This window comes from Prosthecobacter sp. GW821-HT29F12 (assembly GCF_058803405.1).
In genome coordinates this window covers 4,685,025-4,703,943 of the sequence record NZ_CM179517.1, presented here as the reverse complement: position 1 = coordinate 4,703,943, position 18,919 = coordinate 4,685,025, and the positions used below count along the sequence as shown (strand labels likewise).

15 protein-coding genes are annotated in these 18,919 nt (G+C 59.7%); 7 read left to right on the top strand and 8 right to left on the bottom strand.

Translation table 11 applies throughout. The features are described from left to right. Positions 1-2: 2 nt before the first annotated feature. Entirely contained in the window at positions 3-1,346 is a 1,344-nt protein-coding gene (locus AC3RLQ_RS19315; RefSeq protein WP_493030277.1) for a prenyltransferase/squalene oxidase repeat-containing protein, read from the top strand. A gap of 14 nt (positions 1,347-1,360) precedes the next feature. On the opposite strand, the gene AC3RLQ_RS19310 is transcribed toward AC3RLQ_RS19315, so the two are convergent. Then, the gene (locus tag AC3RLQ_RS19310) at positions 1,361-2,458 is read right to left on the bottom strand and encodes a DNA alkylation repair protein (RefSeq protein ID WP_493030276.1); all 1,098 of its coding nucleotides are present in this window, start codon (positions 2,456-2,458) and stop codon (positions 1,361-1,363) included. Positions 2,459-2,528: 70 nt separating this feature from the next. Here AC3RLQ_RS19310 and AC3RLQ_RS19305 point away from each other — a divergent pair, with 70 nt between their 5' ends. After that, positions 2,529-3,686, top strand: a complete 1,158-nt coding sequence (locus AC3RLQ_RS19305; protein WP_493030275.1) for a pyridoxal phosphate-dependent aminotransferase — start codon at positions 2,529-2,531, stop codon at positions 3,684-3,686. Positions 3,687-4,177: 491 nt separating this feature from the next. On the opposite strand, the gene AC3RLQ_RS19300 is transcribed toward AC3RLQ_RS19305, so the two are convergent. Continuing rightward, on the bottom strand, positions 4,178-4,864 hold the full coding sequence (locus AC3RLQ_RS19300) for a M14 family metallopeptidase (protein WP_493030274.1): 687 nt from the start codon (positions 4,862-4,864) through the stop codon (positions 4,178-4,180). 209 nt (positions 4,865-5,073) lie between these two features. On the opposite strand from AC3RLQ_RS19300, the gene AC3RLQ_RS19295 reads away from it, so the two are divergent. The 3 genes from AC3RLQ_RS19295 to AC3RLQ_RS19285 all read left to right on the top strand — a co-directional run bounded on the left by AC3RLQ_RS19295 (position 5,074) and on the right by AC3RLQ_RS19285 (position 9,297). Then, entirely contained in the window at positions 5,074-5,460 is a 387-nt protein-coding gene (locus tag AC3RLQ_RS19295; protein ID WP_422319637.1) for a BlaI/MecI/CopY family transcriptional regulator, read from the top strand. Then, on the top strand, positions 5,457-7,619 hold the full coding sequence (locus tag AC3RLQ_RS19290; protein ID WP_493030273.1) for a M56 family metallopeptidase: 2,163 nt from the start codon (positions 5,457-5,459) through the stop codon (positions 7,617-7,619). Before AC3RLQ_RS19295 ends, AC3RLQ_RS19290 begins: the two co-directional genes overlap by 4 nt. A gap of 115 nt (positions 7,620-7,734) precedes the next feature. Further along, positions 7,735-9,297, top strand: coding sequence for a sialate O-acetylesterase (locus AC3RLQ_RS19285; RefSeq protein ID WP_493030272.1), 1,563 nt, complete (start codon positions 7,735-7,737; stop codon positions 9,295-9,297). 144 nt (positions 9,298-9,441) lie between these two features. On the opposite strand, the gene AC3RLQ_RS19280 is transcribed toward AC3RLQ_RS19285, so the two are convergent. The 4 genes from AC3RLQ_RS19280 to AC3RLQ_RS19265 all read right to left on the bottom strand — a co-directional run bounded on the left by AC3RLQ_RS19280 (position 9,442) and on the right by AC3RLQ_RS19265 (position 14,354). Further along, positions 9,442-10,323, bottom strand: a complete 882-nt coding sequence (locus tag AC3RLQ_RS19280) for a TerC family protein (protein WP_493030271.1) — start codon at positions 10,321-10,323, stop codon at positions 9,442-9,444. A gap of 117 nt (positions 10,324-10,440) precedes the next feature. Beyond that, positions 10,441-11,814, bottom strand: a complete 1,374-nt coding sequence (locus AC3RLQ_RS19275; protein WP_493030270.1) for a tetratricopeptide repeat protein — start codon at positions 11,812-11,814, stop codon at positions 10,441-10,443. A 44-nt stretch (positions 11,815-11,858) separates the two neighbouring features. Beyond that, positions 11,859-12,020, bottom strand: coding sequence for a hypothetical protein (locus tag AC3RLQ_RS19270; protein WP_184339791.1), 162 nt, complete (start codon positions 12,018-12,020; stop codon positions 11,859-11,861). An 81-nt stretch (positions 12,021-12,101) separates the two neighbouring features. Continuing rightward, on the bottom strand, positions 12,102-14,354 hold the full coding sequence (locus AC3RLQ_RS19265) for a heavy metal translocating P-type ATPase (RefSeq protein WP_493030269.1): 2,253 nt from the start codon (positions 14,352-14,354) through the stop codon (positions 12,102-12,104). Positions 14,355-14,426: 72 nt separating this feature from the next. Between AC3RLQ_RS19265 and AC3RLQ_RS19260 the strand changes: the two genes are divergently transcribed. After that, a complete protein-coding gene (locus tag AC3RLQ_RS19260) occupies positions 14,427-15,029 on the top strand; it encodes a lysophospholipid acyltransferase family protein (RefSeq protein WP_493030268.1) in 603 nt (200 codons plus the stop codon). Between the two features lie 122 nt (positions 15,030-15,151). On the opposite strand, the gene AC3RLQ_RS19255 is transcribed toward AC3RLQ_RS19260, so the two are convergent. Together AC3RLQ_RS19255 and AC3RLQ_RS19250 are read right to left on the bottom strand one after the other, a co-directional pair. Further along, a complete protein-coding gene (locus AC3RLQ_RS19255) occupies positions 15,152-16,582 on the bottom strand; it encodes a sulfatase (protein WP_493030267.1) in 1,431 nt (476 codons plus the stop codon). Between the two features lie 37 nt (positions 16,583-16,619). Then, the gene (locus AC3RLQ_RS19250) at positions 16,620-17,258 is read right to left on the bottom strand and encodes a 3-keto-disaccharide hydrolase (protein WP_493030266.1); all 639 of its coding nucleotides are present in this window, start codon (positions 17,256-17,258) and stop codon (positions 16,620-16,622) included. A 141-nt stretch (positions 17,259-17,399) separates the two neighbouring features. Here AC3RLQ_RS19250 and ahcY point away from each other — a divergent pair, with 141 nt between their 5' ends. Continuing rightward, positions 17,400-18,803, top strand: a complete 1,404-nt coding sequence (gene ahcY / locus AC3RLQ_RS19245) for an adenosylhomocysteinase (RefSeq protein WP_422319654.1) — start codon at positions 17,400-17,402, stop codon at positions 18,801-18,803. Positions 18,804-18,919 lie beyond the last annotated feature (116 nt).

Sequence of the window (18,919 nt, the reverse complement as noted above, 5' to 3'; positions counted from 1 at the left end):
TCATGAAGCGCGCCGCGTGCATCGTCGCATTCAGTCTCTTCCTGCTGCATGGCGCGGCAGTGGCGGAGATGCGTTCCTGGACGAATACCAGCGGCCAGATCATCGAGGCCGAAATGGTCGGCGTGAATGTCGCCCAGCGTGCGGTCAAAGTCCGCCTGAAGAACGGCGCGGACTTTGAGATCGCCATCGACAATCTCAGCCCTCCAGACAAGGCCTATGCCAAGGACCATTGGCTGGCCATGCAGAATGCTCCGGCAAGCACCGCCTCCGGTGGCCTTTCGGAAGCCTCTCTCAAAAGCCTCCCCGAATCTTACCGCGCCCGCTTTCTGCCCGCCACTCGCCTGCAGGCCATCCGCCTTGGCGGAGGCACTCCAGAGATGGATGCCGCCGTGGTGACTTCCCTGAACCTGTTTAAAACCAGCCAGAACCCCGACGGCTCCTGGGGCCGCAGTAACAAAGGCGCGATGAGCGGCTTCGTGCTCCAGTGTTTTCTTGGCCACGGTGAGACACCAGATTCTCCCGAGTATGGAGACACTGTGATGAAGGGGATCATGTACCTGATCGAACTCGGCCGGAAGAACCCCAGCGGCATCTTTTCCGAAAAGTGGGACGCTCAACCCGGCGGCTCAGGGACCTATGAACATGCCATTGCCACCACGGCAGTCGGCGAAGCCTACATCACAGCACGACTGGGCTCCAAAAGGCTCCCGGGTTTGCGTGAGTCCTTTGATACCGCCATCAAGACGATCATCAGCCAGCAAACGAAAAGTGGCTCCTGGACCTATGGTGGCAAGACCCTCGTGTACAATCCCGATGGCGGTGCAGATCTGTCCTTGGCCAACTGGCATTTCCAGGCGCTCAATGTCGCCAAGGCCACCGGCTTGAAGATCGACGGGCTGGAGTCCTGCATCAAAAAAGCGCTGTCATACATCGACTCCGTTCAAACCAAGGACGGTGGCTTTGGCGGCGCCAGCCGCGAAGCGCATTACAATCAATGGAGCCTCAGTGGTGGCGCTGCGGCAGGCCATCTCATGCTGGCTGGAAAAAGCACACCAGCCGCTAAAAAAGGCGTCAAATTCATCTCGGGCTTCCTCCAGGCCGAGCCACCGGACTGGGAAAAAAACTGCAATCTCTACTGCTGGCATGGCTACAGCAATGCGCTCTTCCTCAACGGCGGGGCTGAGTGGACGACCTTCGCCTCCCAGGTCATGCCGCAAATCCTCGCCGCCCAGCAGCCGGACGGCTCCTTCAAACGCGGTCGTCCCAACTGGCCTGCCGCCGATGCCGCTGATGCGACATATCGGCAGGCTCTCTGCACCTTGATTCTCGAAACCTTCTACCGCTGAGCCTGCGGTACGATTCAGGCCAGGACAAACATCGTCTCCGCCACCCGCTGTCCATTGATCTGCAGCTCCACTCGGTGCCTGCCTGAGTAATGTTTCCGCGTCGTGAAATCGCGCACGACCTGCGATTTGACGAGTTCGATTTCAGCGTGCGCTGGCAGGTCGATCTCGGTCCACTTGAAGACCTTCTCCGCGCTCCCCCCGCTGGCCTTCACGTAATGCACCACGTAGTCGATCGCGAGTCGCTGCGCACGGCTTGAAGTGGAAGTGAGCGCAGCCGTCAACGTAAGCCGCTGCCCAAGTTCCAGGCGTGAAGGAGAAGCCGCCAGCTTTGCCGTGACCTCCGCCTTTTTGCCAAAGCCAAAGAGCTTCAGCGCACGCGGATGCCCGCGCTTGATCAGCGTTCTGCAGGCATGCTTCGCGATCCACTTCAGATGCTCTCGTTCAAGATCCCACGCTTCGAGCCGCTGCAAAACATAGTCGTGATGATCCTTCGTGATGTCATTCAGATGATTGGCTACCGAACGGCGCACAAACAGGGAGTCATCATCCTTCAGCGCCTCCAGAATCTTCGCCGTGGGCTCGGGGTCTCGCACCAGCGCCTGCAACCGCATGCCCCAGGGCAGGCGCGGCCGTGATCCCTCGCTGGCCAGGCGGCGCACCTTCTCATCCGGGTCCGCCGTCCATGCGTGCATCTTTTGCAAAGCACGTTTTTGATCCGCCAGAATGAATGGTCGCACCGCAAACTCCGCCGAGCCAAAGACCGTGAAAAACCTCAGCGCCTCCATCGAGAAATCGAAATCCTCAAGGCCGTACGTCGCCACGAAATCGCCGAGGAAAATCGTCACGAATTCATGCCCGATGCGCGGCGCGAGCTTCTGCAGCGCCCAGACCTTTTGCTGATACGTTCCCGGCAGCGCCGCATCCACGGCCACCGCACACTGATGCACGCGCTGCATCAGTGTGCGGCCTTCAAGCCCATCGAGCACTGACCGCATGAAATCATCCGCACGAAACTCCGGCGCGATGCTGGCGAGTTCCTTGGCGATGGCCCGATAGCGGGCGGCATCAAACCATTCTTTGAGCTGTGGCGGAGGGGAAGGTTCAGGAGGCATGATCAGCAGCAGCGCATGTGGGGCAGATTGGTTGGTTGCACGTTGGCGGCTTCTCGCCCAAATCGCAAGGATGCCTGCAACTTCCCGCCGTCTCCACGCCTTCACCGAGTCCGTCATTCGCGCGATGACGCGCCTCTCCAATCAGCACGGCGCGATCAATCTTTCCCAGGGCTTTCCCGATTTCAATCCACCGGAGGAACTCCTCGCCGCACTGGAGCGCGCCACCCGTGGTCCGTTCCACCAATACGCCGTGACTTGGGGCGCGCCGCGCTTCCGCCAGGCCCTCGCCAAAAAGATCACCCATTTCTCCGGCACCCCCGTTGATCCAGATCAAAACCTCGTAGTCACCTGCGGCAGCACGGAGGCCATGATGTGCGCCATGATGACCTGCTGCGAGCCCGGAGACAAAGTCATCGTCTTCTCACCCTTCTACGAAAACTACGCCGCTGACGCCATCCTCTCCGGGGCCGAACCCATCTACGTGCCCCTCCGCCCGCCGCAGTTCGGCTTTGATCCCGATGAACTCGCACGCGCCTTTGCGCAGGGAGCCAAGGCCATCATCGTCTGCAATCCCTCAAACCCCACCGGCAAGGTCTTCACCCGCGCCGAGCTGCAGTTGATCCTCGATCTCGCCGAAAAGCACGATGCCTTCGTCATCACCGACGAGCCCTACGAGCACATCGTCTATGCACCGCATGAACACGTGTACATGCACTCGCTTCCCGGCGCTGCAGAGCGCGTCATCGTGTGCAATTCACTCTCCAAAACCTACTCCATCACCGGCTGGCGTTTGGGCTATGTGCAGGCCGCGCCGCACATCATCGCGCAGGCGCGCAAGGTGCACGACTTCCTCACCGTCGGCGCCGCCGCCCCGCTTCAAGAAGCCGCCGTCGCCGGACTCGAACTCCCCGACAGCTACTACCACGGCCTGCGCGATCTCTACACCGAGAAGCGCGACATCTTCCTCAATCACCTCCGCGCTACCGGCCTGCCCTTCACCGAGCCCCACGGCGCATACTACGTCCTCATGGACATCTCATCCCTCGGCTTCCCCACCGACACCGAAGCCGCCGAATGGTTCGTACGCGAAGTCGGCGTCGCCGGCGTCCCCGGCTCCAGCTTCTTCCGCGAACCCGAACACCGCTTCATCCGCTTCCATTACGCCAAGCAGGTTGAGACGCTCAACGCGGCAGGGGAGAAACTGCTGAGAGTGAAGCAGGGAAGGTGATGCGTTTGCAAAGTTTAAAATGCCTTGTGAGCCTTCCGCCATTTAGGTAGGTCGGTGTACAAACACCATTGACCAGGACAAACCCGATCGAGATAGCGGACTAATTTTTTTGTGATTTCTCTCGGTGTTTCTTAGCAAGATTCCACCCATGGACAGTCCCATATTGGTCACCATCGTCCCTTCGGGAAACATGATGTCAGCATCTTCTTCCAGCCTTTGCTTGATAGGCCTTATATCCTTTGGGGCTGGGAAAAGTTCATTCGTGTCAAGTTCGTCTGCGGATAGAAAATCGGGCTCTATATAGTACGTGCGAGTGTCTAAAGTGTATGATTCCGAAGACGCCTTTTGAGAGATAGAGTGCTTGCACGCTGGCATCCCAATCACCAAGGCCAAGAACAATGCTTCAAACAACAGGTGGTGTTTTCTCGCCATGGGCGTGAATAAAAATCCATTTCAGCGATCAAGGCAATGCTGCAAGCGCGAGGCGGATTTCAAAGATTCGCCGCATACGCCTGCAGCTCCCGATACTCCACCAGAATCCGCTTCACCGCCGCCACCGTTGCTTTCACCTGCGCATCCATCGGCGCCAGCGCAGGCGTCTCAAACACAATCTCCAGCGCATGCGGCCGCTGCTCCGGCGGAGCGCTGAGAATGCCCAGATAGCCTTCCTTGATGATGCCGCGCGAGGCCAGGAAGCCATCGATGATGTGCTGCTCGTTGCGCGGCAAAAACTCACTCGCCGCCTGCAGCGCCGGCTCCAGCAAATGCTCGCTCAGCAGCGCGCCGCTGACGAATCCATAACAGCCGTCAGACGTGTCATCGGAGTGCAGCGAGATGATGCCGTCGTAGCGCTCACGCCGCAGCTCGGCTTCCAGAAAGACGACCTCAGGCTCAGTGGAGCCAAACCAAAACTCACGATTCAGATCCAGCCCGCTGTGGCTGTGCCGCGTGCCCAGCGTGCGTCCCGAGGGGTTGCAAATTGGAAAAAAATGCAGCTCATAGTCATGCAGTTCCTCCGGCCTCTCAGCAGCCCACTCGATGAGTTCATGCGTGGCCAGCGTGCCCGCCTCTTCATCCCCATGAATGCCCGCGAAGATGCCGATCTTCATGCCATGGCCCGTTTTCACGGGCTTGCTGACACTCTTGGGGAGGAAGCTGCCTTGTTCTCTGGAATCCATTTCAATCATCAGTCATGAGGCCGGAAGCGCATGGTCCACGCTGAATCGCATGCCTGCCCGCGACCTGCAAATGGGATGAAAGCGTCAGGGTTTCAAGCGCTGACTTCCATCATCATCCAGCACCCCAGTCATCGGTCGTCCGGCATGGCCTGCTGAAATTTCAACATCACCCTTGACGAATCGCCAAAGGTGTTGAAAAATCAACACTCATGTGGGACGAAAAACATTCCAATGAGTTGAGCCGCCGCGAGCGGCAGGTGATTGAAATCGTGATGAAGCACGAACGGGTTTCCGCTCGTGAGATCGAGGAGAAGCTGCCGGACGCGCCGACTTACTCGGCGGTAAGATCGATCTTGCGCCTGCTCGTCGAAAGAGACCTGCTGGTGAAGACCCAGGAAAACGGACGGGATTGGTTCTCGCTTCCTGTCTCGACCAAGAAGGCCAGGGCGGGCGTGCTGACTCGAATGGTGAATCAGCTGTTCGACAATTCTGTCGGCGAGGCCGCACTGGCCCTTCTTGGACAGCGAAATGTGAAACTCAGCGCTGAAGAGGCGCAAAAGCTTATTCAACTCATCGAGGAGGCACGCAAGCCATGAACACTTTCATCAATCATGCTCTGCTGACGCTGTCTCTGCATAAAGGTCTGGCTCTCCTCGTTTCCGCCTTCATCACCAGCGCTGCAGTCTTCTGCGTGGCAGCGGCGGCTGCCATGGGGCTGCGACACCGCTCCGCCCGGTCACGCAGCGCGGTTTGGCGGCTGGGTGTCGTGGCGCTGTTGATTGTCGGCGCATGGAGGCTGATGCCCGATCTGACGCCGCCAGTGGCTGTCATGGAATGGCAGGTGGACGTGACTCCGGTGCTTCAGCTCGAAACGACCGTGGTGGACCTGCCGCTCTTCGAACTTCCGGAGAAAAGTGCATGGGAAAAGATCGCAGATGGTTTTGACAGATGGGCGGTGTGTTTCTGGCTGGGCATGGCGGCACTGTGGTTCTGTCTCCGTGTAGTTGGGGTGTTGTTGGGTCTGCGTGCCCTCAGCCGGCGCTGCAGTGCCGCATCGCGAATGATGCAGAAAATCGGCAGCGAAGCCGGACTGCCAGACGGGACGGCATATCGGTTGGCGAGTGAGCTGACGTCACCCATGCTCACAGGCTGGCGCAAACCCGTCATCTGGCTGCCCGCCGAATCCGCCTCGTGGGATGAGAGCCGCCTTAGCGCAGTGCTTCGACACGAGGCCGCGCACTGGCAGCGCGGTGATTGGCTGTGGCAGTGGCTCTCTCAGGCCGTGCTCTGCCTCTGGTGGTGGCAGCCACTGGCCTGGCTGGCGCGGAAACAACTCCGCATCGAAACAGAGCACGCGGCGGATGACCTGGCTGTGAGCGACGCCGAGCATGCGCCGGAGTATGCACGCACTCTCGTCGAAATCGCCGCAGGCCTGCCCTCACGCATGAAAAGCGGTCTCGGCGTGACCATGTTCGGCAACGACGGTGTGAAGCAGCGCGTGCAGGCCCTCATCAAGACAAACCGCTGGCGCGGTCGCATTGGCATGGGCGCTCTGAGCGTGCTTGCAGTCGTTGTTGTTTTGCTGGCGGTGCTGGCGGCCACGAAGGTGGAATTCGTGCCGCAGCAGCCGGTGTATCGCAGCACGGCAAAGCTGGTCTCGGGCATAAAATTGGAGGCGAATGATTCCCTCAGTTGGCAGGAGCAAATGCAGGACTTTTACGGCACGATCATCGAAACGCTCGAAAGCTCGCAAATGCAGCACAGAGCGGCGGAGCGTGTGCGCGTTTTGAATCCCAAGCTGGCGGATCACAAAGTGGAAATCCACGCATCCCAGACCAAGGGCAGCGGCATCATTCAAGTCATGGGGACGGGTGATGATGCGAAGTATACGCATGTTTATCTCGATGCGCTGCTGGATGAGTTCATCGCCTTTAGACAAAGTGTTCGCGAGCAGGCGCAAGGGAAGGTCTTGAAGACGTTCTTGGAGGAGACGGTGAAAAAGCGGAAGATGATGGAGGATAAAATGGAGGCCCTGGAAGTTTTTCAGCGTGAAAACAACCTGACCGCCGTCACCAATGGCAACGACAAGGCGGCGCAGCTTCTAGGGACTCTCCAATTGCAGCGGGAGCAGGTGCGCACCGAAATTCTGGATCTGGAACTCGCCGAGACGGACATCTCGGCCTTCTATCAGTCCCTGGGCAGGACTTCGGAACGTCATTTATCGGAGATGGACCAGATTTATCTCAAGACGCAGGCGGAGATCTTTGTGCTGCAAAACGATCGCGACTATCTGCTGAAGAGCCACAAGGCGGATCATCCCGAAGTGGTCGCTGTCGATGAAAAAATAGCCAGGGCGAAGCATCTGATCGAGTCAGCTTCGCAGCAAATTCAGCAGGGCCTGCAGGCAGGCATCCTCTCCCTGAAACGCAAGCTGGATATTCTCGACAAAAAAATCGAGGAAGAGCGTGCCGTTGCTTTGGATCTGGGATCCAAGATAGCGAATCATGACAAACTCAAAACTCAGGCCGATACGGCCCGGGAGGCCTATCAAAAGGTCTCTGAACGTTTGGAGCAATTAGCAGCGATGCCTGTCAATCAGTCCGATTACGTCACCATCATGGAGCGTGCCTCACCCGCCACCGCCCAGACCACCAGCAGCATGCTCCCCATCTGGAAGCTGTGGACGCCGGAGAAAAAAGCTGAAAAACAGATGGATGTGAAGAAAGCCAGGACGGCGCAGGCCACCGTGAAATGAACCATGCCTCCGAAGCTGGTTCAAGCGGGTGGCTCAGGCCTGACTCAGGAAGATGGAAACTTTGTTGAAACCCAGCCTCGGGCTGCGTTTGTTCCGTCCTGCTTTTTACCCATCCATGAGACTCCTCTCACTTACCACTCTCCTTGCTGCGCTGGCATGTACTGCCCGCGCTGAACTCAAACTCCCCGCCATCATTGGCGACAACATGGTTCTGCAGCAGAAGCAGACCAATCCGCTCTGGGGCTGGGATGCTCCCGGCACCGAAGTGACGGTGAAATTTGGGGATCAAACCAAGACCGCCAAGGCCGGCGCCGATGGCAAATGGACCGTGAAACTCGATCCCGTGCCTGCCAACGCGAAACCCGCGACGATTTCGATCAAAGGCACCACCGCCAAGGAGCTCAAAAACGTGCTCGTCGGCGAGGTGTGGATCTGCTCCGGGCAGTCCAACATGCAGTGGAATGTCGGTTCCAGCTGGGATTCTGATCTGGAGATCGCCACCGCGAAGTACCCGAACATCCGCCTCATCACCGTGCCCAACGTGGGCACTCAGGAGCCGCAAAAGGACTTCAAGGGCGAGTGGAAAGAGTGCTCGCCTGCAACAGTCGGCGGCTTCAGCGCCGTCGGCTTCTTCTATGGCCGCGTCCTGCACAACATGCTCGACGTGCCGGTGGGCCTGATCAACAACGCCTGGGGCGGCAGTGCTGCCGAAGCCTGGGTGAATCGCGGCGAACTCGAAAAAGACGCCCGCTTCAAGCTGCTGATGGAAAACACGAAGAAGAACGAGGCCTTCCTCATTTCCCCCGCAGCCAAGACCAAGTATGACGCCGATCTCGCCAACTGGAAGAAGCAGGCGGATGAAGCCAGGAAAGCCGGCAAACCCTTCACCGCCCGCGCTCCTGCCCCACCTGATGCCTGGCTGCGCGGCAATGCCCGCCCCGGCAACATCTACAACGGCGCACTCCTCCCCACCATCGGCTACGGCATCAAAGGAGCCATCTGGTATCAGGGCGAAAGCAATGCCGGACGTGCCTACGAGTACGCCAGCCTCTTCCCCTTCATGATCCAGAACTGGCGCAATGAGTGGAAGCAGGGAGATTTCCCCTTCTACTGGGTGCAGCTGGCCGACTTCATGGCCGAAAAAACCGACGCCGAGCAGGCCACCGCCAGCTCATGGGCCGAATTGCGCGAGAGCCAGACGAAAACCCAGAACGCCATCAAAAACGGCGGCCAGGCCGTCATCATCGACCTCGGTGAAGCCAATGACATTCACCCGAAGAACAAGCGTGACGTGGCCGAGCGTCTCGCCCGTCTGGCGCTCGTGAAGGACTACGGCATGAAGCTGCCTTATCGCAGCCCCGAGTTCAAAGCCGCCGAGTTCGCGGGAGACAAAGCCATCGTGACCCTCGACACCTTCGGCAGCAGCCTGCGCACGGTGGATGTTCCGGAAGTGAAGGGTTTTGTGGTCTGCGGCGAAGACAAAAAATGGGTCTGGGCCCAGGCGAAAATCACCGGCAAAGACAAGCTCGAAGTCAGCGCCAAGGGCGTCGCCAAACCCGTGGCTGTCCGCTACGCATGGTCCGACAATCCTGTCTGCAATCTCTACAGCATCGACGGCCTGCCAGTGACACCCTTCCGCAGCGACGACTTCGAAATGCTCACCAAGCCGAAGCAGTAACTGACAGGCTTCGCCCACCGCGAGGTAGGGCGGCTTGTCCTCAAGCCGCCTCCGAGCGTCTCCACGCTCGCTTTCCGTAAATCTGTAACGGAAAACGCTATCACATGATTCACGGAGTCCCCCGGCCTCAAAGCCGGGGGATTCTTATTTTCGGGTCACCGCTGACCACACGGCACGAAACGGCCAGGAGATCACAGAAAAGACAGCCCCGACCACACCAGAAATCAATCGTGCAGGCAGCAGCAGCAGGCGCATCACCGGGCGCACCACGCCTTTGACCGCTGCATTTTTCTCATAAGCCAGGTGCACCAGGATGATGCCAATGATGCCGGCAAATTTAACCGCCTTCGCAATGTGGTAATGTCCACCCGCCTCGCTGATGAGGCTGACACCCCCGATTTCAACGACCTGTTTGACGCTCTGGTCCCAAAAGAGTTCCATCCCCAGCAGCAGACCCACAAAGCCCACGAGCAGAAACGCCGTGTGTTCCAGCCAGGGCTGCCGTGCCAGCAGTTTGATGCAGTAACCGGCCACCAGTCGAAGTGTGATGATGCCGAGTGTCACGCCGACATAAACCAGCACCTTGCTGTCACGTGCGAAGGCCACGGCGGCAACGACGTTGTCAAAGCTCAGGCTCAGATCGAGAAAAGCGATCATCGCAATCGTTTTGCCAAAGCTGTGCTGGGCTGCCTTCACCGTCCCGTCCTCATCACCTTCCTCCTGCTCCGCAAAATGCGCGCACATCAGCCACACGAGGTAGAGCGCACCCACCAGCATCAGCCAGTGGTTGTCCATGATGATGCTGGCGGTGAGCAGCGCCACGATGCGAAAGCCATAGGCCCCGATGTAGCCGATGTTCATCGCCGTCTTGCGCTGCTTTTCATCCAGATGGGATGCCATCGCGGCGATCGCCAGCGCGTTGTCCACGGAGAGCAGCCCCTCGATCAGAATCAGGGCGAGTACGACGGGCGCACCGTCTTTGATTGTGGTCCAGACGTCGGTGGCAGCGAGAAATTCGAATATCATCAGCCCGCAAGATGGCGGACGCATCCCGGCTTTCCAGTACCAATTGGAGGCAAACAAAAAACACCCCGTTTCGGAATGCGAAACGGGGTGTCAGCAGGGGTGACCTGAAATGATCAGTTATGAGTAGGAGGACTCTACTCGGTGCGCCACATCCCGGTAGCCGTAGTCGGCGTTGTAGATTTCCTTCAGCGCGTCGAGGCTTCCCGCCTTGTCGCCCATTTTTTCCAGCACGTTGGCCAGCTCGTAGAGCACCTCTTTTTTGGTGGCGTCCATGACGAGAAGCTCCTTGGAGGCCTCCAGCAGCGAGGTTTTGGCCAGGTCGTTCATGTTTTTGCGCTCAAAGCAGCGTCCCAGCATGAGGATCGCCTTGATGCGCATGTTGGGGTTCGACTTCGCCTGCTGCAGCTCCGGCAGCGCCTCGCCGTACATGCCTGCGTTGAAATAGGCCTGACCCAGTTCGTAGCGCAGTCCTTTGTCGGTCGGGTTGCGGTCCACACGGGTCTTGGCCTCGCTGATGACCACGCTCGCACGCTGGCGGCGGATTTCGGCCAGCTGCGCGCGTTTGTCGTCAATGTCGGGCGCATCAGGATCGTTTTCGATCTCGCGCTCATAATCCGCGATCTTCTGTTCCTGCACCTTGTCGCGCAGGATTTCCACCTTGCGCTGCAGGGCCACGTCACCGGCGTTCAGAGTCAGGGCGTAATCGTAGAACATCAGCGCTGTATCAAGCTGGCCGAGGCGCTCATACAGATCCGACATGCGCTTGACGATGACGATGTTCCCCTGGTCGGCGTTGTACTGCTCGATGGTTTCTGCCAGGAACTGCTCCATCTGCTCCTGCGTCATGCCCTGGCGGCTGAGCATTTCCAGCTTGGCGGCCTCGCCGGAGTCCTTCATCGCATCCTTGAAGTTCGCGGAGCCCCAGCCCTGATTTTTGATGGAGCTTTGCGCGGCGGCGTTCTTTTCCCCCTGCTTGGCTTCCATGTCACGTGGATTGACCACGGAGATCAGGCGGTACACCTCGGCGGCCAGCTCCGGCTGCTTGTGCTCCATGTAGTGCTGCGCCAGCTTGTGCATGTGCTTGGTGTTCTCAGGATGGCCTGCGCGGATGGTCTCCAGGGCAAACGCGGCCAGATCCGGGAAATTCATCTTCATCGCGATTTCATAGAGCTGCTCGTTCGCGTTGAGGTTGAAGGGGTCCTTGCGGAACACGTTCTCTTCCATGTCCGCGATGGCCTCGGCCGGCTCTTTTTTGGAGCTGGGCTTGAAGCCGCCCAGGCCAAAACTGAACTTCTTGCCGCCGCTGCCACCGGTGGCTTCGCCTTCAGCGCTGCGCAGCAGTTTGCGGCCGTCCAGAAATCCGACGTTGGCCGTCACGATGGGCAGCACCTGGTCGATCACATAATCCCAGTTTTTCCGCTCGGCGGAGATAAGGGCTTTCTTCCAAAGGGCTTGGTACTTGGGGTCGAGTTCTGCTTCCTGAACGATCATAATGCTTGGGGTTCTTGACGTGTTTGAATGAAAGTGGGCGGCGGTTATTTTTTCCCGCCGCCAAACCATGCGGCGATGCCACGCAGCTCCGCACCCGTTCCTTCTGTCAGACCCTTCATGCTGAATCCGTGCTCAAAGAGCACCATCCAGACAAAAGTGGCGACGAGGAAAGCGAGGGTCCAGAGGACTTTGGAGAGAATGCGCATGCCAGAATTTTGAATACTCTATGAAGAAAAGGGGGGAATCGTCCAGCACGGAGTTACGCAGATGAAAAATGGCAGGCGGCTTCATTCCTTCTCAAACAATAGCCGCAGGCTGTTTAAGCATACCACCACCGTGCTGCCCTCATGCGTCAATACGCCCAGCGTGAGGGGCACGATGCCGAACAAGGACGCCACCGCCATCACGATCACGCTGCCCAGGGAAATGACCAGATTTTGCTGAATGATGCGCCGTGCTTGCTGGCTGATGCGCCGTGCGGACAGCAGTTTTTCGATCTTGTCCTGCATCAGCACCACGTCGCTCTGCTCCAGCGCGGCGTCGCTGCCTCGCGCACCCATCGCCACGGATACGTAGGCGGCCGCCAGGCTCGGTGCGTCGTTCACACCATCCCCGATCATCGCCACCTTGTGGCCGGCCAGCGTCAGTTCCCGGATCGCGGCCACCTTGTCCTCCGGGTGCAATCCGGCGCGCACCTCGGCGATGCCGAGTTTCTCCCCCACCTCGATCGCCGCCGCCCGGCGGTCTCCGGTCAGCATGATCGTGCGCACGCCATCGGCAGCCAGTTTTTCCAGCACGGCCCGGCTCCCGGCCCGGATCTCATCCTTCAGCAGCACCCGTCCCACGATCTGTTCATGCACCACCCAGACCTCGCTGAAGCCCAGCGGTGCGTCCGGCACCCCGGCCAGCACCTCCCCCAGGGCGCTGTCTTTGACGAGTTCGCGCCTTCCCACGTAGCTCAGCCCTGCGGCGGTGCGCCCACGCAGCCCCTGGCCTGCGATGGATTGAAACTCGGCCAGTTTTTCCATCACGATGCCCTGCGCCTCGGCATATTGCGTGACCGCACGCGCGATGGGATGGTTCGAATTCGCCTCCAGGCTCGCGGCGATCCGCAGCACGTCCTGCTCCCGGCCTGCGGGAAAGCTTTCGATCTTCGTCACCTTCAGCTCGCCTTCCGTCAGCGTCCCCGTCTTGTCCATGGCGATGACGTCCACCTCCGCCAGCTTTTCAATCGCAGCACCGCCACGAAACAGCACGCCGCGCCGCGCCCCCCAGGCGATCGCCGCCAAAATGGCCGAAGGTATCGAAAGCACCAGCGCGCACGGGCTCATCACCACCAGCAGTGTCATGGCGCGGTAAAACGAGGACTTGGATGCCGCGGTGTTTTCCAGCGGCGAAATGCCAAAGCCCAGCCACCACACGAAAAACATCAGCGCCACCACCCCCAGCGTGAGCAGCGTGTACCGCGTGCCAAAGCGGTCCGTGAACCGCTGGCTCGGCGCGCGCAGATGCTGCGCGGTCTGGATCATCGTGATGATTTTTGCCAGCGCGCTTTGCGTGGCCAGTCGGTCCACACGCACCTGCACCATCCCCCATTGGTTCAAAGTGCCCCCGTAGATGGAGGCACCCTTCTCCTTGGCAATGGGCAGCGCCTCACCGGTCAGCGTCGACTCATCCGCCGCCGTCGAGCCCTCGATCACCGTGCCATCCACGGCGAAGAGCTCGTCCGGCTTCACCACGATCACATCGCCCACCTGCAGCGTCTGCACGCCACGGTCAGCCGTCGTCCCGTCGGGTTGCAGCACATGCGCAAATTTGGGGGCCGCCTTCGTCAGCGCATTGATCTCCCGGTGCGTGCGGAACATCACAAAATGCTCCAGCGCACCCGAGGTCGAAAACAGGAACAGCAGCAGCGCGCCTTCCTCCCACGCGCCGATCGACACCGCACCTGTGGCCACGGCCAGCATCAGGAAATGCACATCGAGCCGTCCCTCGCGCATGTTTTCCCAGGTGTCCTTCGCCGCATCCCAGCCGCCGGAAATCAGCGAGATGGCGAACAAACTTTTTGGCAGCCAGGCCGGTGCGGAAAAGAAACGCTCGGTGATGTAGCCCGCCACCAGCGTCACGGCACACAGTCCCGCCTGCAGCGCCAGCACGCGCCACTCATTGTCGCTCTCCTGCTCCATCTCATCCGGCTCCGGCCAGGCAAAGTCGCGCCATTTCCAGAACTTCGGCGCCGTCGGGCAGGAAGGTTTTTCGAGCACAAAGGCCCCGTCCGCCTTCTGCTGCACATCCAGCATGCCGCTGCTCGGTGGCACCTGCCCGTTTTGCTTCAGCCACCGGGCGTCCACCGCCCGCAGCACCTCGGAGAGCTTCGCCTGCAGCAGTTCGCCATCCACCTGACCCAGGGTGGCCATCTCGACTCGTTTCGACTCTGGATTCAACCGGATCGATTCAATAGCCGGCTCTTCCATCAGGAACTCGGCCAGCGCTGTCATCCAGGTGGATGAGTCGGGAGGGGCAGGTGTGGAATTAGGCATGCGCGTGAAAGTGAATCACTACGAACAAGCAAGCCGCGTGACAACCTCTACTTCTTCGCACATCTTCTGCACATGATTCGCAGTCTCATCGCCGGATCGCTGCGTGTGTTCTCCGGTTCCGTCGCCCGCTGGCAGGGTTGCGCGCCGGAGCTGGTGCAGCGGGTTTACTTTGCCAATCACACCAGCAACCTCGACGGGCCAGTGCTCTGGGCCTCGCTGCCTGCCCCCGTCCGCGCAGTCACGCGCATGGTCGGTGCCAAAGACTACTGGTCGGTCGGCCGCGTGCGTCCCTTCCTGGCCTGCCATGTGTTCAATGCCGTGCTCATCGAGCGCAAAAAGCCCACACCAGAGGCCAATCCGCTGCTCGAAATGGTCCAGGCCATGGGAGACCGCCACTCCCTCATCCTCTTTCCCGAAGGCGGCCGCCAGAACACTCCCGAGCCGCAGCCCTTCAAGCCCGGACTCTTCCACCTCGCCAAAAAGCGGCCCGATGTGCAGCTCGTCCCCGTGTGGATGGAAAACCTCAACCGCATCCTCCCCAAAGGCGAAGTCCTGCCCGTCCCCGTTCTCGGCAGCGTCACCTTCGGCGAGCCCATCCGCCTTCAAGAGGACGAATCAAAGCCCGACTTCCTCATCCGCGCCCGCGAAGCCGTACTGAAACTGCGCCAGCATTAATCCCGTACGTTGGGTGTGTTTGGCGCGCATGGCATTCCTACGCTCCACGAGTCTCTCCGCCAAACCGCCCGACTCTGGAGGTGCCGAGTCGCTGTGTCGCTCCCACACGTCCCCAGAAGCAATCACCTCTTGGCGATCGGCGGCAGCCTCTCCGCCAGCCGCGCCCGCAAATCCTTCAGCACCTCCGCATGCTGCGGATCACTCGCCAGGTTCGCGTACTCTTGAGGATCATTCTCGTGATCGTATAGTTCAACGCCGCTCTTGCCCTCATCCCACTCCGTGCAGCGCCAGCGCGCCGTGCGGACCGTCCGCCCCCAAAATTCAGCATTCGCACCCCGCCGCGCCTGAGTGAAAGCCCCCTCATGGATCGCCCCAGCGGGATCATTCAACAACGGACGCAAACTCAGCCCCTGCACCTGTTTGGGCGCAGGAACCCCACAGAGTTCACAAAGCGTGGGATAGACATCCAGCAGCTCGATCAGCCCCTGGCTCTGCCGCCCGCCCGTCTTCATGCCGGGCGTGTGCATAATAAACGGAACGCGAGCACTCTCTTCAAACAGACTGCGTTTGTGCCATAGGCCGTGCTCACCCAGATGCCAGCCGTGGTCGCTGGTGAAAAGGATGATCGTGTTGTCATCCAGCCCCATCTGCTTGATCGCCTCCAGCAGCCGTCCGGCCTGCGCATCGACGTAGCTCACACAGGCCAGATATGCACGGATGGCCGCCCGTCTCTGCTCCGGCGTGGTGGTCAGCGCATAACCCGGCACCGCCCCATTCCGCGCCGGCGCAGGGATGTCCGCCTCGTCATCGGCCGGAGCCTCCGGCAGCGTGATGCTCTCCAGCGGATACAGGTCAAAATACTTCGCCGGAGCCACCAGCGGCAGGTGCGGGCGATGAAATCCGACCGCAAGAAAGAACGGTTTGTCTTTATCACGTTTGCCCAGCCATTCGATGGCCGTCTTGGCGAAGTTGCCATCCACTAGCTGATCATCTTCGCCAGGAATTTCCTGCCAGCCGAGTCCCTGCTTCTTGCCACTCTTAACCTTCACGCTGCTTTCACGCTTCGGTGGATACGGCAGCTCGTTCTTGAACGGCGTCCCAAAGTCCCACGCCTGCGGATCGTCCATGCTTTCCAGGCCAGTGGGCACCCCGAGATGGAAAATTTTCCCGCAGCGCGCCGTGGCATAGCCGTTGTTGCGGAAATGGTGCGGCAGCGTCAGCACCTCGGGAATGTTCGTGTACAGATTGTCCTCGTTGTTCGTGACCCGCGTCGTGTTCGGCCGCAGCCCGCTCATCATCGACGAGCGCGAAGGATTGCAGTGCGGAAACTGGCAGTAGGCCCGGCTGAACAGCACGCTGCGCTTCGCCAGCGCATCCAGATTCGGCGTCTTCGCCTGCGGATGCCCATAACAGCTCAGCGTCGCCGCCAGATCGTCCGCCATGAGCAGCAGGACGTTCGGGCGCTTGGTTTCAGCGGAAACTGACCACGTCGTGCACAGCAGGCATGAAAAGATCAGCAGCAGAGGTTTCAAGGAGGATTGGCTCGGGCGCATGCCTCGCTAAACGCTGCGCTGGCTTCCGCCTATCGGCCTACTTCAGCTCCTTGATCCGCACATTCCGATACCACACACGCAGCGCTTCATCTTGAAAAGCGATGTGACCCACGTTCGGCCGGTCCGCCATCTTGATGTCGTCCAGGCTGGCATCGATGACCTGCTCCCCATTGAACACCACCTTCACGCTGCGGCCTTTGACCGTGATCGTATATCGGTTCCACTCACCAGCGGGTTTGACCATGTTCTTGGAAGGGCCAATGCCACCCACAATTCCGCCGCAGTCATGATGCCCCGGTTTTTCGAGACCATAGGTGTCCAAAATCTGCACCTCAAAGCCCGTTTTCACCGGCTCCTTCATGTCGCCCACGCGCATGAACACGCCGCTGTTGCCCTTGGCGTTGATCTTGAATTCCAGGTCCAGCACGAAGTCGCCGTACAACTTCTCCGTGGCGATGTAGGCATCATACCGCTGCCAGCCTTTCTCTCCCTCACGCGGGTGCAGCGAGACACTGCCATCAGCCTCCACGACCCAGTTCCCCGTCGTTTTCCAGCCCGCGAGGTCCTTGCCATTGAAGAGCGGGACGAAACCAGCCGCGTCCGCCGCAGGGTGAAGATCTTCAGCGTGGACGGAGGCAGCAAGGCAAAGGCAGGCAAAGAGAGAGGCAAGTTTCATGGTGGTCAGCTTCAAACGGTCCGTCTCAGCCAGATAAATCCCCGTTTGACATCAAGGCATCCATTTGGAACATATCAACGTATCCTGATACGTTGATCCGTTCTATTTCACCCTAACCCGAACCCACGACACCCACACCTCATGTCCGACTATAAAGTAAAAGACATCGCCCTCGCCGACTTCGGCCGCAAAGAACTCGACATCGCCGAGAGCGAAATGCCAGGCCTCATGGCCACCCGCGAGAAGTACGGCCCCAAGAAGCCCCTCGCTGGCGTCCGCATCACCGGCTCCCTGCACATGACCATCCAGACCGGCGTGCTCATCGAGACGCTCAAGGAACTCGGTGCTGATGTCCGCTGGGCCTCTTGCAACATCTTCTCCACTCAGGACCACGCCGCCGCTGGCATCGCCGCCACTGGCACCCCTGTCTTTGCCTGGAAAGGTGAGACCCTCGAAGAATACTGGTGGTGCACCTGGAAGGCCATCATCTTCCCAGGAGACAAAGGCCCTCAGCTCATCGTCGACGACGGTGGCGACGTCACCCTCCTCATCCACAAAGGCTATGAAATGGAAAACGGCGACAAATGGGTCGATACTCCTTCCGACAACCACGAAGTGAAGGTCATCAAGGACCTCCTCAAGGACATCGCCAAGAACCAGCCCGGCATCTTCCACACGATCGTCAAAGATCTGAAGGGCGTCTCCGAAGAGACCACCACCGGCGTCCATCGCCTCTATGAAATGGCCAAGGCAGGCAAGCTGCTCTTCCCAGCCATCAACGTGAACGACAGCGTCACCAAGTCCAAGTTCGACAACCTCTACGGCTGCCGCGAATCCCTCCTCGACGGCATCAAGCGTGCCACCGACGTCATGATCGCCGGCAAAGTCGGCGTCGTCTGCGGCTACGGCGACGTGGGCAAAGGCTGCGCCGCCGCTCTTCGCGGCATGGGCGCCCAGGTCATCGTCACCGAAATCGACCCTGTGTGTGCCCTTCAGGCCGCCATGGAAGGCCATCGCGTGATGCCCATCGAAGACACCCTCGGCTACGGCGACATCTACGTCACCACCACCGGCAACAAGGACATCATCACCCTCGCCCACATGGAGAAGATGAAGGACCAGGCCATCGTGTGTAACATCGGTCACTTCGACAACGAGATCCAGGTCGACAAGCTCAACGCCCGCACGGACGTCAAGCGCCTCAACATCAAGCCCCAGGTGGACAAGTACACCTTCCCGGCTGGCAACAGCATCTTCATGCTGGCTGAAGGCCGCCTCGTGAACCTCGGCTGCGCCACCGGCCATCCGAGCTTCGTGATGAGCAACAGCTTCACCAACCAGACCCTCGCTCAGATCGAACTCTGGGAAACCAAGGACACCCGCCCCGTCGGCGTGACCGTGCTTCCGAAGAAACTCGACGAAGAAGTCGCCCGCCTCCACCTCGCCAAGATCGGTGTCAAACTCACCGTCCTCTCCAAGGAACAGGCCGACTATATCGGCGTCCCCGTTGAAGGCCCCTACAAGACCGATCACTACCGCTACTAAAGTAGCCCGGTTGCGCCGCAACTGGCGCAAGACACATCACAACCCCAAAACCACGAGGGCGGCCAGCAATGGCCGCTCTTTTTTTGTCCTCAGGTTTTACACTCCATGAACTTCTG